Origin of the sequence: Huaxiibacter chinensis (assembly GCF_022171985.1) — a bacterium.
GTDB lineage: Bacteria > Pseudomonadota > Gammaproteobacteria > Enterobacterales > Enterobacteriaceae > Enterobacter > Enterobacter chinensis_A.
The window spans coordinates 158,719-172,673 of the sequence record NZ_JAJVHF010000007.1; the positions used below are offsets into that span (position 1 = coordinate 158,719).

Genomic DNA, 13,955 nt, shown 5'->3' on the forward strand with positions numbered 1-13,955 from the left:
CCCTCTTAACCTTTAATTCCGCTGCTGGTTACGCCCTGTACGAAGTAGCGCTGTGCCAGGAAGAAGACAATGATGGATGGCAGAATGGAGATGCTCGCCATTGCCAGAATTTCGTTCCATGGCGCACCTTCGGTGACGTCGATGGACATTTTCAGAGCCAGTGCAATCGGGTATTTATCCACGCTGTAGACATAAATCAGCGGCCCGATGAAGTCGTTCATTGACCACATAAACTGGAACAATGCGACAGAGATAATGGCGGGTTTCAGGATCGGCACCACCACGTACCACAGCACCTGAATCGAGTTGCAGCCGTCGATTTGCGCCGCTTCTTCCATGTCACGCGGCACGCCGCGCAGGAACTGAATCAGCATAAAGACGAAGAACCCTTGCGTGGCGAAGGCCAGCGGCAGGTACAGCGGCATGTAGCTGTTCAGCATGCCCATTTCACGGAACATCAGGTACTGCGGGATCAGCAGCACGGTGCTGGGCAGCAGCATGGTGGTGATAAGGGTGGCAAACCAGAATTTCTTCCATGGGATCTCGAAGCGCGCAAAGCCGTACGCCACGATGGTGGAGGAGATAATGGTCAGGATCACTTTCGGGATCACATACTTGAAGGTGTTCAGCATGTAATGGCCAAAGTTATATTCCGTGCCGGTTTTCCAGCCGTTCACAAAACCGTCCCAGGTGGCATGGGCTGGCCACAGGCTGAGCGTGGTGAAGATCTCATGGTTCGGTTTAAACGATGCCGAGAACATCCACACCAGCGGATAGAGCATCAGCAGGCCAACAAACAGCAGGATGACGTAACGCACGCTGGCGTTGATTTTTTCCTTACGCAATGTCCTGGCGACTTCACGATCTGCAATGCTTCTCGCCGTCGAGATTTCTTGAATATCAGCCATTTTTGCCTCCCTTATCGGCGGAGTAGAACACCCAGTATTTCGATGACTTAAAGGCGATAGCGGCAAAGACGGCGACCACCAGGAACAGGATCCAGGCCAGTGCCGCCCCGTAACCCATATCGAAGTACTTGAAGGCTGTGTCGTAGATGTACAGCGAGAACAGATAGGTTGAATAGGTTGGTCCACCGCCCGTAATGACGTACGGACCGGTAAATTCCTGGAACGCCTGCGTGGTCTGCATGATGAAGTTGAAGAAAATAACCGGGGTGATCAGTGGCACGGTAACTTTCATGAACATCTGCCATTTCGACGCGCCGTCGATCATTGCCGCTTCATATTGCGACTGCGGGACGTTTTGCAGCGCGGCCAGGAAGATAACCATCGCAGAGCCGAACTGCCAGACGCGCAGCAGGGTAACCGACATCAGAGCAAGAGAAGGTTCTCCCAGCCAGTTCACCGCGTCGAATCCAAACACGCCAATAAAGCTATTGAGCAGACCATCAATGGCAAACAGCGCACGCCACAGAACGGCGATAGCTACCGAGCTGCCGAGGATGGAGGGAATATAATAGGCCGTACGGAAAAAACCGATTCCGCGTAATTTAAAGTTAAGGACAAACGCAATACCTAACGCAAACGCCAGCTTCAGGGGAATGGTCAGGAATACATAAGCAAAGGTCACGCCCATGGATTTCCAGAAGAGGGTGTCTTCGGTAAACATGTAACGATAGTTTTCGATGCCGTTAAACACCGGAGGACTCATCAGATCGTAATCAGTAAAACTGAGAAAGAAAGATGAAACAAAGGGGAAGGCCGTAAAGAGTATCAACCCAATTATATAAGGCGATATCCAGGCCAACCCCAGCAGTTTGTTTTCATTCATACATACCTACCTGGCAATCAATGGTTAAAACGGAATCTGCTCTTCAAATCACGTCCGGCGCTCGAAACTTCGGGCGCAGGAGGGGGTATTTGCTATCGTTTGTTTCAGGGTGACTTCATGTAACTCCTGATTTATCAATACATTGCTGTGATTTACATCTCCGGGTTTAGCGGGTTTCAAAAACAAGCGAACCGCTGTTCTTGATTTGTAAAACACCGTTTTAATTTATTTTATTGCTATTTGTTACGGAGTCATTCGATAAATAGTGGAAGTGTGATCGAGGTCGAAACGGTGTTTCAATAAGGTGAGGTGGCTGGCATTTTTATGATTAATGCGCGGTATTAACGGAGGGGAGGAGAGTTATTCCCCCATGTGGCGGACAACTTTTGTAACAGAGTCATGTTTGGAAGTTGTACTACCAAAAATTGTAGGCAGATCTGATTTTACCGATCGATACGTTCAGATAATTCTTAGAACCTTGTATGATACCCCTCCTTAAGACACCCAGGCAGGGTTTTACCGCAACATAAACAGAAGATTCAGCATGTCAGCGATGGATATTAAAAAAAACACGGATCTGGATTTAGCCAGCTATAACTCACCGGCCCTTCGTCCAAAAGAAATAGATCTCCTGGGACTCCTGGATGTCCTGCTCGCCGCTAAGAAACGGATTGTTGCTATCGTACTTGCCTTTGCGCTTGCCGGTATTGCGGTCTCGTTTCTGTTACCGCAAAAGTGGACCAGCAAGGCGGTGGTGACACCCGCTGAGCAAAACCAGTGGAGCCAACTGCAACAAACGCTGGTGGCGCTTCAGGTGCTGGATGTGGATGTTAAAGTCAGTCGCAACGATGTTTTCGATCTTTTTATCAAGAAATTCCAGTCTCAGTCGTTGCTGGAAGAATATATGAAAACATCGCCCTACGTGACGGAGCAGCTTAAAGAGGCGGATATCGATCCCCTGGAGCTGCATCGTGCCGTGGTCAATATCTCCGAAAAGATGAAAGCGCAGGATAACGCATCGGCAAAAGAGGCGGATAAAGCCCCCTATACCTCATGGACGCTGAGTTTTACCGCGCCGACGGCACAGGACGCCCAGCGCGTGCTTGACGGTTATATCAGCTATATCTCAGCCATCGTTGAAAAAGAGACTATGCTGCATATTCGCAACGTGCTGGAACTGAAAACGCGCATTGAGAAAGAGCGCCTGGATCTGGATCGCGTCCGTCTGACCACGATTCACAACACGAATCTCCAGCGTCTGAATTACTCTCTGGAAGTGGCGAACGCCGCCGGAATAAAAAAACCGGTTTACAGCAACGGGCAGGCGGTGAAAGACGATCCGGATTACTCCGTGGCGCTCGGTGCCGATGGCATTGCGCAGAAGTTAAAAATTGAAAAGTCGCTGCGGGATGTCGCAGAGCTGAATGCGGATTTCCAGAACCGGGAATACCATCTGGCGCAGCTGCAAAAGTTGTCGGTTGATGATCTGGAATTTGAACCGTTCAAATATCAGCTCTCGCCTTCTTTACCCATCCGCAAAGACGGCCCGGGTAAATCGGTGGTTGTGCTTCTGGCGGTGCTGCTCGGGGGCCTGTTTGCCTGTGGCAGTGTTCTGCTGCGCGAGGCGATGGAGTCTCGCCTGCCGATCGCCCAGCCTCTGACAGAACCGGTAGCGGAATAAGATAGAAAAAGGGCGGTGTAATCACCGCCCTTTTTTATTTCAGAAAATCTTCCCGGACAGGGGTAAACGTATCCAGTAGCGTACCGGGTTTCAGGCAGACGCAGCCGTGCATGATATGCGGCTCTTTATAAAGCGTATCCCCCGCGCTCACCACATGCTTTTCATCGCCGATAGTGAATTCGAATTCGCCCGACAGCACATAGGTCAGCTGTTCATGGGGATGATTATGCATCGGTCCCACGGCGCCTTGCTCAAAATTGACTTCGACTGCCATCATCTTGCCGTCGTGCGCCAGAATACGACGCGTCACGCCATTACCCAGATCGTCCAGCTGCGTGTCTTTATGAAAAATAAACATGTGGGTGTCCTGTCTTATGTTGAAACGATGTTTCATTTAATTTATACCAGCGCGAGTTAAAAGGAAACGCCACGCCAAAGAACTGGAAACACGATCACAAGTTTGCTTCACTGAGAGAAACGCAAAGGAGAAAAGATGAAAACGATCGGGTTACTGGGTGGAATGAGCTGGGAATCAACCATTCCCTACTACCGTTTAATCAATGAAGGCATCAAGCACCGTCTTGGCGGCCTTCATTCTGCGAGCCTGCTTCTGCACAGCGTGGATTTTCATGAAATCGAAGCGTGTCAGGCCAGCGGCGAGTGGGACAAAGCGGGCGAAATGCTTGCTCAGGCGGCGCTCGGGCTGGAGCGCGCCGGGGCTGAGGGGATTTTACTTTGCACGAACACCATGCATAAAGTCGCCGGGCATATCGAAGCGCGCTGTGCGCTGCCCTTCCTGCATATTGCCGATGCGACAGGCCGCGCTATTCAGGCCGCCGGAATGAAGCGCGTTGCCCTGCTGGGAACGCGCTACACCATGGAGCAGGATTTCTATCGGGGGCGCCTGAGCGCGCAGTTTGGTATTGAGAGCCTGATCCCAGACGACGCCGATCGGGCGCGCATCAATCAGATCATTTTTGATGAGCTTTGCCTCGGGACCTTCAGCGAGGCGTCGCGCAATTTCTATATTGAGGTGATTGAAAAACTGGCCAAAGAGGGCGCGGAAGGGGTGATCTTTGGCTGCACGGAAATTGGGTTGCTGGTGCCCGTGGCGCAAAGCCCGATCGCGGTCTTTGATACCGCGGCAATCCATGCCGCTGATGCGGTCGAATTTATGTTGTCCTGATAAGCTCAGGTAAGCGCTGCGCGAGGTGTTGCGCATCTTGCTTAAGATGCGCGGTAAACGCCTCGACGAGCGCGGATACCGGGCGATGAAGAGGGCGGATCAAACTGACGGAAAAGGGCACCGAGACGCTAAACGGCCGGATCGCCACGCCGCTGCCGGCATAATCCATCGCCGTGAGGGGGTTGACCACCGCGACGCCGACGCCTGCCCGAACCATGGCACAGATGGAGGCAGCGCTGTGCGTTTCTACCACCATGCGGCGTTTCACCTGGTGCTCGGCAAAGAGGGCATCCAGAAGATGTCGATAACTGTCCGTTTGCGACAGGCTGATGTAATTCTCGCCCTGAAAATCCAGCGGCGTCAGTACGCTTTTACGTGCTAACGGATGCCCTTCGGGGAGCACGCACACTTCATCTAACGAAAGTAACTCGGTGCGTTCGGTCCCGGCCGGGGTGACCCGGGTTTCGGTCAGGCCCAAATCATGGCGCTGCGCCGACAGCCACTCTTCCAGCAGCGGAGATTCCTGGGGCACGATAGTCAGGTTGACGTCAGGGTAGCGAGCCAGAAAAGGCTGTAACAGCGGCGGCAGGAAAGATTGTGAAAAGACCGGCAGGCAGACGATTGACAGCTCGCCCTGACGAAACTCCCGCAGGCTCTCCGCCGCGCTCACGATACGATCCAGCCCATACCAGGAGCGCTGAACCTCTTCGAACAGACGTAACCCTTGCACCGTCGGATGCAGGCGGCCACGCGTACGTTCGAAGAGTTTTAAACCCAGCACTTTTTCAAACCGCGCCAGTTCCCGGCTCACCGTGGGCTGTGAGGTATGCAGCATACTCGCGGCTTCGGTCAGGTTGCCGGCGGTCATAACCGCATGAAAAATTTCGATATGGCGTAGGTTTACGGCGGGCATAGCGCACCTGGGTTTTCAATGAACTCATATCATTTTTGCATAGACTGCCGAAAAAACGATATTTTTTATTCTCTTCACGCTGTGGCGTAATCCTAAAAAAGAATGTGTCCCCGGAGAAGAGCATGCCACGCCCGTTAAACCAGACCGAAACCGCGTTGAACGCTGACAACCTCCTGCGCCTGCCAGCCGAGTTTGGCTGTCCGGTGTGGGTCTATGATGCGCAGATTATTCGCGACAAGATCGCGGCGTTACACCAGTTTGACGTGGTTCGCTTTGCGCAGAAAGCTTGCTCAAACATCCATATATTACGGCTAATGCGTGAGCAGGGCGTGAAGGTGGACTCCGTGTCGTTAGGGGAAATTGAGCGTGCGCTGGCGGCAGGATACGATCCTGCTGCTGACAGCGACGCCATCGTCTTTACCGCCGATCTGATTGATGACGCAACGCTTGAAAGGGTGAAAGAGCTACAGGTGCCGGTTAACGCCGGTTCCGTTGATATGCTCGCGCAACTGGGCAACGTCTCGCCGGGCCATCGGGTCTGGCTGCGGGTGAACCCCGGTTTTGGCCACGGGCACAGCCAGAAAACCAACACCGGCGGTGAAAACAGTAAGCACGGTATCTGGTATAGCGATCTACCTGCCGCGCTGGAAGTCATACAGCGCTACCACCTGCAGCTGGTGGGCATTCATATGCATATCGGATCCGGCGTGGATTACGGTCATCTTGAGCAGGTGTGCGGTGCCATGGTGCGCCAGGTGATCGATTTTGGTCAGGATCTGGAGGCCATCTCCGCCGGAGGCGGTCTGTCCATACCTTATCGCGAAGGCGAAGAGGCGATCGATACCGATCATTACTTTGGCCTGTGGAATGCGGCGCGCGATAAAATTGCCGCCCATCTCGGGCATCCGGTAAAACTTGAAATCGAACCGGGTCGTTTTCTGGTGGCTGAATCGGGCGTGCTGGTTTCTCAGGTACGCAGCGTGAAAGAGATGGGATCGCGCCATTTTGTGCTGATCGACGCCGGGTTTAACGATCTGATGCGCCCTTCCATGTATGGCAGCTATCACCATATTTCGGCGCTCGCCGCCGACGGACGCGATCTGGCTCAGGCGCCTCGTGTCGAAACCGTGGTGGCGGGCCCGCTGTGCGAATCCGGCGACGTCTTTACCCAGCAGGAAGGCGGAAAGGTCGAGACCCGCTCTCTGCCCGCCGTGCAGCCTGGCGACTATCTGGTGTTGCACGATACCGGGGCTTACGGGGCGTCTATGTCCTCAAACTACAACAGCCGCCCGTTACTGCCGGAAGTGATGTTTGATGGTGGCGAGGCGCGACTGATTCGCCGTCGTCAGACCATTCAGGAGCTGCTCGCGCTGGAGCTATTTTGAGGTGTAGTACGGCCCGGTAGTGACCGAATCGCGTAATACCAGCGTGCCGGTAAAGGGCGGGATAGTTTCAACCGGCTGGTTTTTTGCCAGCCGGATCGCCTGATCGATAGCCGTCACGATCATATTATCGATGGGCAGATAGACGGAGGAGAGCGCGGGCTCCAGCCATTTGGCGCAGGGAGCATCGTCAAAGCCAAACAGCGAAATATCCTGTGGAATTCGCAGCCCCGCCTGATGCAGGGCCTTGGACGCGCCAAGGGCCATATCGTCATTACAGGCAAATAGGGCGCTGAAAGGAACCTTTTCGTCAATCAACGCTTTGCACAGTTCATAACCGCGCGTCATTCCCGCATCGCCATATTTCACCCGGCGATCGTCCCAGACAATGCCATGTTTTTCGAGAGCTTTGCGATAGCCCATCAGGCGCGCTTTACCGGTTGGCGTGTGGATTGGCACGGTCATGCAGGCAATCTCACGATGGCCCTGACCTATCAGATAATCGACCGCTTTAAACGCAGCATCCTGCTGCTCGAAGAATACGCAGCGATCGGCGGCCTGGCTGACTTCACGGTTGATCACCACCAGCGGCGTTTGCACGGAGTGGATGAGCTTCATGATCGCTTTTTCGCTCATATAGCGGGTGTAAAGCACAATGGCGTCACATTTGCGGTCGGCCAGCATTTGTACGGCCTGCTCTTCCTGTTCGGGGGCGTCGTGACCGTCGGTGACGATCAGTTGCTTACCGTGGGTTTCCGTCTGGCGCGACGCCTGCTGAAGCAGGCGGCCAAAGTAAAAACCGTCGAACGTCGAGACCACCAGGCCAATGCTGTTGCTGGTCTGGTTTGCCAGCGAGCGCGCCAGAAAATTCGGGCGGTAGCCCAACTCTTCCATCGCGTTAAAGACTTGCTGACGGGTACTCTCTTTTACCTGACCTGTGCCGTTCAGTACACGCGAAACGGTGGCTTTTGAGACCCCTGCGCGCAATGAGACATCCAGCATTGTTGCCATTAGAAATTCCTGCTTTCACCTAATCCTTCGCAGTTTATCACAGACGCTCAGGCACATATGCGCAGCGGCACATGCAAAACCCCCACCACGATCACGCTTTTCGGCAACGGATCGTTTTCCAGCATAAAAAAGGGCAAGTGGCATACCAAAGTGGTGATAAATCATGATTTGGAATACCTCTGGCCGCACTGGGAGCTTAATCACAGAACGATCCTCACTGGAAAGCTATTTTTGGTATGCCAATAGAAGCCGGCTGTACACCTTATTCAATAAAAGCCCTTTTACTGAGGTATTACCCTATGGCATTACAGGAAAAACTGATCGACTCTCTGGGCAGTTTCGCCACCAAATTCAACAGCTATCGCTATATCATGGCGATCAAATCCGCCTTTATAACCCTAATGCCGGTCATCATTGTTGGAGCATTCTCGGTACTGATCTCCAACATGGTGCTGGATCCAAAAAATGGCCTCGCCAGTTTTCAGTCGCTTTCGTTTCTGGCCACGCTCAAACCCATCACCAGCGCGCTTAACTACGCCACGCTTAACTTTTTAAACATTGGCGCCGTGTTTTTAATCGGTATTGAGCTGGGACGCATCAATGGCATCAAGTCGTTATTCCCGGGGCTGCTCGCGGTGATCTGCTTTATCTGCGTGACGCCGACCACCGTAGAGATGATGGTGGACGGGGAAATGCACGTGGTGAAGGACGTGCTGCTGCGGCAGTTTTCTGATACCCGCAGTCTGTTCCTTGGCATGTTTATCGCGATCCTGTCCGTCGAGATTTACTGCTGGCTTGAAGATCGCAAAGGTCTCAAGATCAGAATGCCGGACACCGTCCCGCCGAACGTTGCCGCGTCGTTTTCTGCGCTGATCCCCGCCATTATTACCACTACCGCCATTGCGACCCTGGGGTTTGTCTTCCACCAGATAACCGGTATGTACCTGTATGACGCGGTGTATCAGGTGGTCCAGCAACCGCTGGAGCGCGTGGTGCAAAGCTTGCCCGGCATTTTGCTGCTGATGTTCGTCGCTCAGCTTTTCTGGGTGATTGGTATTCATGGTAACCAGATGATCAAACCGATCCGCGAGCCGCTGCTGCTGGGGGCGATTACCGTCAACATGAGCGCGTTTGAGCAGGGTAAAGAGATCCCCAATATCATCACTATGCCGTTCTGGGATGTGTATATGAGTATTGGCGGCTCGGGGCTGACCATTGGTCTGCTGATTGCCGTGATGATCGGTACCCGGCGTAAAGAGATGAAAGAGATCGCCAAGCTGTCGATTGGCCCCGGTCTTTTTAATATCAACGAGCCCGTTATCTTTGGTATGCCGATCATGCTCAACCCGATTCTGGCGATCCCCTTTATCATCACCCCGCTGGTCACCGGCTCTATCGGCTATTTTGCCACCGTGACCGGATTTGCCGGTAAAGCCGTGGTGATGGTGCCCTGGACAACGCCACCGCTGATTAACGCATGGTTATCAACCGCCGGTTCGATGGGGGCAGTCATTACCCAGGGCATCTGTATTATCACCGCCGTCATTATCTATCTGCCGTTTGTGAAGATCGCCTCCCGCCGTGCGGAGCAGGCTGCGCTGCAACAGGCCACCGATAACGCATGAGGACGCTATGAGCATAAAACGCATTGCGATACCGCAGGATTTTATTCTGGGGGCGGCAGCGTCCGCCTGGCAGACTGAAGGCTGGAGCGGCAAGAAAGAAGGGCAGGACTCCTGGATCGATCTCTGGTACAAAAACGATCGCCACGTCTGGCATAAAGGGTATGGCCCGGCAGTGGCGACCGATTTTATTCACCGTTACCGGGACGATGTCGCGCTGATGAAAGAGGCGGGACTGACGCATTATCGCACCTCGATTAACTGGTCGCGTTTTTTGACGGACTATGAAAACGCAACGGTCGACGAAGACTACGCCGCTTATTACGATGCCCTGTTCGACGAAATGCACCGGCAGGGCATCGAACCAATGATCTGTCTGGAGCATTACGAACTGCCCGGCGTGCTGCTGGAAACCTACGGTGGCTGGGGGTCAAAACATGTCGTTGACCTGTTCGTCCGCTATGCCGAAAAGGTGTTTGAACGCTATCACGGCAAAGTCACCCGCTGGTTTACCTTCAATGAACCCATTGTGGTGCAGACCCGGGTCTACCTTGACGCGCTGCGCTGGCCTTATGAACAAAACACCGGCAAATGGATGCAGTGGAATCACCATAAAGTGCTGGCAACGGCGAAGGTGGTGAAACATTTTCATGAAAAGGGGTATTCCGGCACGGTCGGATGCATTCTGAATCCGGAAGTGACTTATCCACGCTCGACGGCCCCGCATGATGTACAGGCGGCAGAGATCTACGATCTGTTTTATAACCGCGTGTTTCTCGACCCGCTGGTGCATGGACACTATCCGCCGGCGCTGCTGGCACTGCTTGAGCAGCATCAGGTCGCCTGGGACTACACCGCGGACGAGCTGGCGCTGATTGCTGAACACACCGTCGATGAGCTGGGGATTAACCTCTACTATCCGCACCGGGTGAAAGCACCGTCTCGCGCCTGGCATCCGCAAACGCCTTTCCATCCTGCATGGTACTACGAACCCTTTGAACTGCCCGGACGCCGCATGAACCCCTCGCGTGGCTGGGAAATCTATCCGCGCATCATTTATGACATGGCCATGCGTATCAAACGCGATTACCGCAATATCCCGTGGTTTGTCGCCGAGAGCGGCATGGGTGTGGAAAATGAATCTCAGTATCGCAATCGTGACGGCATCATTGAAGATGATTACCGCATCGAATTTATCAGCGAGCATCTTTACTACACGCTGCTCGCCCGGGAAGAGGGCGCGAATTGCCACGGGTATATGCTCTGGGCATTTACCGATAACGTCTCGCCCATGAATGCGTTTAAAAACCGCTACGGTCTGATTGAAATCGATCTGGAGGATAATCGGGCCCGCCATGCGAAAAAGTCTGCCCACTGGTTCCGCCAGCTGCGCGATGCGCGCACGCTCACGCTTCAACTTGATGAGGAATGGAAGTAAGCGAAAACCACATGGGTTCTGGTAAAATAGCCGACAAACTGGCCGGGAGGATGCCCGGCCACGTATTAACTGATAAGTAAGCGCAGGTGATATTGTGGATAAGGCCGTTGTCCCACCGGAAAAAAAACAGTACCAGGAAATTGGCGAGGATTTGCGCACGCAAATTATCCAGGGTCACTATCCCGTTGGCTCCCGCCTGCCGCCTGAGCGCAATATCGCTGAAACCTACGGCGTGAGCCGTACCATTGTGCGTGAGGCGCTGCTCATGCTTGAGCTGCAAGGGACGGTGGATATTCGCCAGGGTTCCGGCGTCTATGTCATGCGCATTCCAGAAGAGCATGAAAACGAAGAAGAGCGCTTCCTGAACAGCGATGTCGGCCCGTTTGAAATTTTGCAGGCGCGCCAGCTGCTGGAAAGCAATATCGCGGCTTTTGCCGCAAAAATGGCGACGCGTGCCGATATCGATAACTTGCGCCGCATCATTGAACAAGAGCAGCGCGCCATCGCCAGCAATGACAACAGCCAGGATAACAACAAGATGTTCCACCTGGTGCTGGCGGGCGCCACGCAAAATCAGATGCTGCTGGCGACCGTTGAGAGCGTCTGGCATCACATGGACAGCAGCCCGCTGTGGCAGCAATTTAACGTCCACATCGCCAGCCGCGCCTGGCGACTGAAATGGCTGGGCGACAGACAAACCATTCTCGCCGCCCTGCGACGTCGCGACGTCATGGGGGCCTGGCAGGCCATGTTCCAGCATCTGGAAAACGTTAAAAAGAGCCTGCTGGAGCTGTCCGACGAGGATGCGCCCGATTTCGATGGCTATCTGTTTGAATCCGTCCCGCTGTTTCAGGGAAAACTGGTGTGAAGATTTTGCCGCTCTACGCCGCGTCGCACCATGCTGAGCAGGTCACAGACTGGCTCTGGCAGGCGTTTGGCGACGGATTACCGCGGGCCTTTTTTGCGAGCATTGTTGACCACAGCCAGACGCCGGATGCCTTACCAATAACCTTTGTAGCGCTCGACGGTGAGAGGTTACTTGGCACGGTCGGGCTCTGGCGGTGCGATTTAATCACTCGGCAGGATCTTTTCCCCTGGATGGCGGCGCTCTATGTCGATGACGCCGCGCGCGGCAAAGGGCTGGCGGGAAAATTACAGAACCATGTGCAGGACTACGCCAGGCAGGCCGGGTATGCAGAACTGCATCTCTGGTCGGCCTGCCGCAACTTTTACGAACGCTACGGCTGGCAGTATATCGGGGATGCGCTGGAATACCCGGATAAAACGGTCCATCTCTATCGCTATTCGCTCACCGCGTCCGGCGGCGCTACAACAGAGTGACGGCGGACTAGCGTCGGGCTAAACAGGTGGGTAATATCCGGCAGCGGACGGTTATCGGCCAGCGCCAGCGCCAGTTCCGCAGCCTGGGTGGCCATAGTAACTATCGGATATCGGACGGTGGTCAGGCGTGGACGCACATAGCGAGACACCAGCACGTCATCGAATCCAATCAGCGAAATCTCAGCGGGCACGTCGATGCCGTTATCATTCAGCACGCCCATCGCGCCTGCGGCCATCGAGTCGTTATAACAGGCCACGGCCGTAAAGTTTTTCCCCCGGCCCAGCAGCTCCGTCATCGCCTGCTCACCGCCGCTCTCATCGGGCTCTGCATAGGTTACCAGCCGTTCATTTGACGGCAGACCATGCTCACGCAGGGCGTCGTGATAGCCTTGTAAACGGTCTTCCGCATCTGAAATCTGGTGGTTTGAGCAGAGATAACCAATGCGCGTATGACCCTGCTGAATAAGATGCCGCGTCGCAAGCCAGGCACCGTAGCGATCGTCGAGCGCGACACAGCGTTTTTCATAACCTGGAATAATACGATTTATCAGGACCATACCCGGAATTTGCTTCATCAGATGCAGCAACTCTTCGTCCGGCAGAACCTTTGCATGCACGACAAGCGCCGCGCAGCGATGGCGAATCAGCTGTTCGATGGCCTGGCGCTCTTTATGTTCATTATGGTAGCCGTTGCCGATCAGTAAAAAATTGCCCGTCTCGTAGGCGACATGCTCAACGGCTTTAACCATGGCACCAAAAAAAGGGTCGGAGACATCACCCACCACCAGACCTACCGTTTCGGTCGATTGCTGGGCAAGCGCCCGGGCATTGGCGTTGGGATGATAGTTCAGGGTTTCCATGGCGCTCATAACGGCCTGTCGTGATGTATCGCTGGCTTTGGGAGAATGATTTATCACGCGTGAGACGGTCGCAACGGAGACACCCGCCATCCGTGCCACATCCTTAATTGTCGCCATTCAGTACCTTCTTATGGGGGTAAGCGTTTACACACCCACTAGTGTTGCGGAAAAGCGAGGTGCATTCAAGGTCTCGCCGCCGCCTGACTGCGCAAACGTGATGCAGAGCGTAAGACGTCGTGTAATCGTTACACGGCGAAGCGTGTCAGAATAATGTCTGGCGGAATCTTTAGTTACACTTTGCGGCAGGCTGTTGCGATTGTCCGCTGGTGGAAAATATGACCAGATTGCTACAGTCGTGATCCCAGAGGTATTGATAGGTGAAATCAACTCCGGTTGATTAACACGATTTACACCAACCTGCGTCCATACGCAGGTTTTTTTTGCCTGAACATCAACCTGTAACAGCAATCGATAAAATTCACACCTGGTTGCACTTCGGCTCAATCACTTGCGTTTTCATACTGGCGAAGATGAGGTCACGAAGCCACAATCAAGATCCCAGAGGTATTGATTGGTGAGAATTCCTGGTACGGATTCGTACTCATCTCTTGCACCAACCTGCGCGGATGCGCAGGTTTTTTTTCGCCTCTGTATTAGCTGTCGCCCCCTCTGCACTTCTCGTGTAATCTGCCACAATTTAGCGTAATCCATTCATTTACGGGCAAAGGGA

Annotated in this window: 13 protein-coding genes; 7 read left to right on the forward strand and 6 right to left on the reverse strand. The window is 53.9% G+C overall.

The features are described 5' to 3' along the window. Window positions 1-5: 5 nt before the first annotated feature. Together LZP96_RS16730 and LZP96_RS16735 are read right to left on the reverse strand one after the other, a co-directional pair. Entirely contained in the window at window positions 6-908 is a 903-nt protein-coding gene (locus LZP96_RS16730; protein WP_064327257.1) for a carbohydrate ABC transporter permease, read from the reverse strand. Then, window positions 901-1,791, reverse strand: a complete 891-nt coding sequence (locus LZP96_RS16735) for a carbohydrate ABC transporter permease (RefSeq protein WP_064327256.1) — start codon at window positions 1,789-1,791, stop codon at window positions 901-903. Before LZP96_RS16735 ends, LZP96_RS16730 begins: the two co-directional genes overlap by 8 nt. Before the next feature lie 544 nt (window positions 1,792-2,335). Here LZP96_RS16735 and wzz(fepE) point away from each other — a divergent pair. Continuing rightward, entirely contained in the window at window positions 2,336-3,472 is a 1,137-nt protein-coding gene (wzz(fepE), locus tag LZP96_RS16740; protein WP_064327255.1) for an LPS O-antigen length regulator Wzz(fepE), read from the forward strand. Window positions 3,473-3,506: 34 nt separating this feature from the next. Here wzz(fepE) and LZP96_RS16745 read toward each other — a convergent pair whose 3' ends face one another. Next, complete coding sequence (locus LZP96_RS16745; RefSeq protein WP_064327254.1) at window positions 3,507-3,830, reverse strand: cupin domain-containing protein; 324 nt, start codon at window positions 3,828-3,830, stop codon at window positions 3,507-3,509. A gap of 135 nt (window positions 3,831-3,965) precedes the next feature. On the opposite strand from LZP96_RS16745, the gene LZP96_RS16750 reads away from it, so the two are divergent. Then, window positions 3,966-4,658 carry an aspartate/glutamate racemase gene (locus LZP96_RS16750; protein WP_064327253.1) on the forward strand — a complete coding sequence of 231 codons (693 nt, stop codon included), beginning with the start codon at window positions 3,966-3,968 and terminating at the stop codon, window positions 4,656-4,658. Here LZP96_RS16750 and LZP96_RS16755 read toward each other — a convergent pair. After that, entirely contained in the window at window positions 4,645-5,571 is a 927-nt protein-coding gene (locus tag LZP96_RS16755) for a LysR family transcriptional regulator (RefSeq protein WP_064327252.1), read from the reverse strand. The genes LZP96_RS16750 and LZP96_RS16755 overlap by 14 nt on opposite strands. 122 nt (window positions 5,572-5,693) lie before the next feature. Here LZP96_RS16755 and lysA point away from each other — a divergent pair, with 122 nt between their 5' ends. Then, the gene (gene lysA / locus LZP96_RS16760; RefSeq protein WP_064327251.1) at window positions 5,694-6,956 is read left to right on the forward strand and encodes a diaminopimelate decarboxylase; all 1,263 of its coding nucleotides are present in this window, start codon (window positions 5,694-5,696) and stop codon (window positions 6,954-6,956) included. Here the strand turns inward: lysA and LZP96_RS16765 are convergent. Beyond that, window positions 6,948-7,964 (reverse strand): LacI family DNA-binding transcriptional regulator, encoded by a 1,017-nt coding sequence (locus LZP96_RS16765; RefSeq protein WP_064327250.1) that lies wholly within the window; start codon window positions 7,962-7,964, stop codon window positions 6,948-6,950. The genes lysA and LZP96_RS16765 overlap by 9 nt on opposite strands. Before the next feature lie 299 nt (window positions 7,965-8,263). Here LZP96_RS16765 and LZP96_RS16770 point away from each other — a divergent pair, with 299 nt between their 5' ends. The 4 genes from LZP96_RS16770 (at window position 8,264) to LZP96_RS16785 (ending at window position 12,365) form a co-directional block, all read left to right on the forward strand. Next, the gene (locus LZP96_RS16770) at window positions 8,264-9,589 is read left to right on the forward strand and encodes a PTS sugar transporter subunit IIC (RefSeq protein ID WP_064327249.1); all 1,326 of its coding nucleotides are present in this window, start codon (window positions 8,264-8,266) and stop codon (window positions 9,587-9,589) included. A gap of 7 nt (window positions 9,590-9,596) precedes the next feature. Next, complete coding sequence (locus tag LZP96_RS16775; RefSeq protein ID WP_064327248.1) at window positions 9,597-11,024, forward strand: glycoside hydrolase family 1 protein; 1,428 nt, start codon at window positions 9,597-9,599, stop codon at window positions 11,022-11,024. A gap of 94 nt (window positions 11,025-11,118) precedes the next feature. After that, a complete protein-coding gene (locus tag LZP96_RS16780) occupies window positions 11,119-11,892 on the forward strand; it encodes a GntR family transcriptional regulator (protein ID WP_064327247.1) in 774 nt (257 codons plus the stop codon). Beyond that, window positions 11,889-12,365: a GNAT family N-acetyltransferase gene (locus LZP96_RS16785; RefSeq protein ID WP_064327246.1), complete on the forward strand. Its 477-nt coding sequence runs from the start codon at window positions 11,889-11,891 to the stop codon at window positions 12,363-12,365. Before LZP96_RS16780 ends, LZP96_RS16785 begins: the two co-directional genes overlap by 4 nt. Here the strand turns inward: LZP96_RS16785 and galR are convergent. Then, the gene (galR, locus tag LZP96_RS16790) at window positions 12,326-13,342 is read right to left on the reverse strand and encodes an HTH-type transcriptional regulator GalR (RefSeq protein WP_064327245.1); all 1,017 of its coding nucleotides are present in this window, start codon (window positions 13,340-13,342) and stop codon (window positions 12,326-12,328) included. The genes LZP96_RS16785 and galR overlap by 40 nt on opposite strands. Between the last annotated feature and the right edge of the window lie 613 nt (window positions 13,343-13,955).

Excerpts from the sequence above, each read along its gene's own strand:
- LZP96_RS16750 (WP_064327253.1), top strand. The coding sequence starts at position 3,966 with ATGAAAACGATCGGGTTACTGGGTGGAATGAGCTGGGAATCAACCATT.
- LZP96_RS16755 (WP_064327252.1), bottom strand. The coding sequence starts at position 5,571 with ATGCCCGCCGTAAACCTACGCCATATCGAAATTTTTCATGCGGTTATG.
- LZP96_RS16770 (WP_064327249.1), top strand. The coding sequence starts at position 8,264 with ATGGCATTACAGGAAAAACTGATCGACTCTCTGGGCAGTTTCGCCACC.
- galR (WP_064327245.1), bottom strand. The coding sequence starts at position 13,342 with ATGGCGACAATTAAGGATGTGGCACGGATGGCGGGTGTCTCCGTTGCG.
- lysA (WP_064327251.1), top strand. The coding sequence starts at position 5,694 with ATGCCACGCCCGTTAAACCAGACCGAAACCGCGTTGAACGCTGACAAC.
- LZP96_RS16730 (WP_064327257.1), bottom strand. The coding sequence starts at position 908 with ATGGCTGATATTCAAGAAATCTCGACGGCGAGAAGCATTGCAGATCGT.
- LZP96_RS16765 (WP_064327250.1), bottom strand. The coding sequence starts at position 7,964 with ATGGCAACAATGCTGGATGTCTCATTGCGCGCAGGGGTCTCAAAAGCC.
- LZP96_RS16775 (WP_064327248.1), top strand. The coding sequence starts at position 9,597 with ATGAGCATAAAACGCATTGCGATACCGCAGGATTTTATTCTGGGGGCG.
- LZP96_RS16745 (WP_064327254.1), bottom strand. The coding sequence starts at position 3,830 with ATGTTTATTTTTCATAAAGACACGCAGCTGGACGATCTGGGTAATGGC.
- LZP96_RS16735 (WP_064327256.1), bottom strand. The coding sequence starts at position 1,791 with ATGAATGAAAACAAACTGCTGGGGTTGGCCTGGATATCGCCTTATATA.